The following is a 2,020-nucleotide window of genomic DNA, read 5'->3' on the forward strand; positions in this document are numbered from 1 at the left end:
GTGAGGTTGAGTCTCTTCTTTTGAGTTTTGATGACTTCCACTAAGAACAAGGATACGATCAGAATAAACATATCCATATTGTTTATCAGAATAGCTAGCGCTCCCTCCTAGTGATCCATCTCCTGATTTGTTGTTCATATAAACTCTAAAGAGGGCACTGCTTCCTGTGAGACCTGTTGTCTTGACTCCTGATGCAAGGATGCCAGCATTTGCTTCTTTTGTCCCGATTGTAAGAAGTCTAAATTCACTCCTTGATTTGAGTTGTCCTAAATCACTTCCCATCGAAGCGATGTCAATGATGGTGTTTTTTTGTTCAAAAGTTCCTTTTAGGATTTCGCTTCGATCGAAATTATCTCCATTGATTGCAAGATTTTGAATTTTTAAATCTTTGCTATCTGTGAGGAGTTTAGATCCTTGCTCCATAATAAGATTGACTTTGGAATCTGCTTGTAGTGCGATATTTCCTACAAAAGCAGAATCTTTGCCTAATACAACATTATAGATATAGCTCACACCATCTTTTTGTTGAGATGGAGCTAGCTCAGAAATATCTCCTACTGCCAACCCTTTGACATAGATTTGATCTGTTTGAGTAGTGCCACTTTTTGAGCGTGTTGTTGTGATATTGAGGAGAGAATCTTTTTCATTGATAGTTGTGTTTGCAAAATATTGCTTATAAGTGTCGATGAATGAGGCACTTTGGCTATCTCCAATCGCGATTTGTTTATCTTGAAGAGAGAGCTTGACGCCATCTTGATAGGTTTTTCCTAGGATTTTATTAGTCGTCGCTTCTGTGGAAGCAAAAGAATCTGTTCCGCTACTTGTATTGGCAAAGATAAGATTTGTTGTGCTATCAGATCCATAAGTGATGTAGCTTGACACAGCAGTTTGTCCTTGCATGATGATATTGATCTTTCCGCTTTCATTGATGACTTTAAATGCAGGAAGAGAAGGAGTCTGATCTAGTGAAGAGGGCAAAGCCAAGCTTGTATCACTTTTTCTAAAGACAATATTGACATTTCCTCCCTTATTGGTAACTTTTCCGCTTGTCTCAGAAGTAGCAAGATCGACTCCAGTGATCATTCCATAAGGATTCCACAAAGCATCTTCAAAGATCAGATTCATATTTCCACTTGTATTCTCAAGATTTCCATCCAATCCAATAGTTTGAGTTGTGATAGATGATGCAGAATAAAGCTCAGCTTGTGATGATTTTCCTTTGATGTAGAGATTGGCGGTTTCTCCAGATCCCAAAACGACATTTCCAGAAATAGCTGGTTTGGAAGATGGAGAAGAGCCAACTGTCCCAAAACCAGCTTCAGAAACATCTAGATAGAGATTTGTGTTTCCACTGATAGCAGTTCCTTCCTCTCGTGCAGAAATGACAGATTGGGTTTGTAAGCTTGTGGCTTTGAAGGCGATATTATTCCATCCTCCATCTGTGCCTTTGATGCCACTTTTGATCTCAAGAGTTCCTTGGAAGGCTTGAGATGCTATACCTGTGCGAGTGGAATCTCCAAAGCTAAATCCATTATGAGCGATTCCAGAAAGATCTACTGATCCTATTGCATTTTTGGCATTACTACCTGATGCAGATAGAGTGGATTCTAAGGTGATGAGATTTGCATCAGTTCCTTTAAGGATGATTACATTGACTCCTCCAGTAGAAGAGATCTCTTGAGTGATACTTCTTTGTGTTGAAGTGCCATCAAGTGTGATTGTATTTTTTCCTCCACTTGTTGTGATTGAGCCAATCGTGCTTGTGCCTTTGATCTCAATCGTATTGTTTCCTCCATTTGCTGCGATAGAACCAATGGTGTTTGCCCCAACTCTTTGTCCTAAGGAATCAAATCCAACATGTTCTAGAGTGGAAGAATCAACTTTGATGGTGTTTTGCCCACCACCACTTGCTGTGATTGAATTTACTGAGATCGTTCCACTGAAAGACGATGAAGAGCCGTCACTAAATGTAAGATTTTCTGCTTTTGATTCATTTGTATTTGAGTAGCTAAGGATCCCC

At 39.5% G+C, this 2,020-nt stretch carries 1 protein-coding gene; it reads right to left on the minus strand.

All coding sequences use genetic code 11. The features are described 5' to 3' along the window. Positions 1–2,020 (minus strand): hypothetical protein (locus LW137_RS07025; RefSeq protein WP_233034915.1); only part of this gene is annotated, 2,020 nt, incomplete at both ends.

This window comes from Helicobacter kayseriensis, assembly GCF_021300655.1.
Lineage (GTDB): Bacteria > Campylobacterota > Campylobacteria > Campylobacterales > Helicobacteraceae > Helicobacter_G > Helicobacter_G kayseriensis.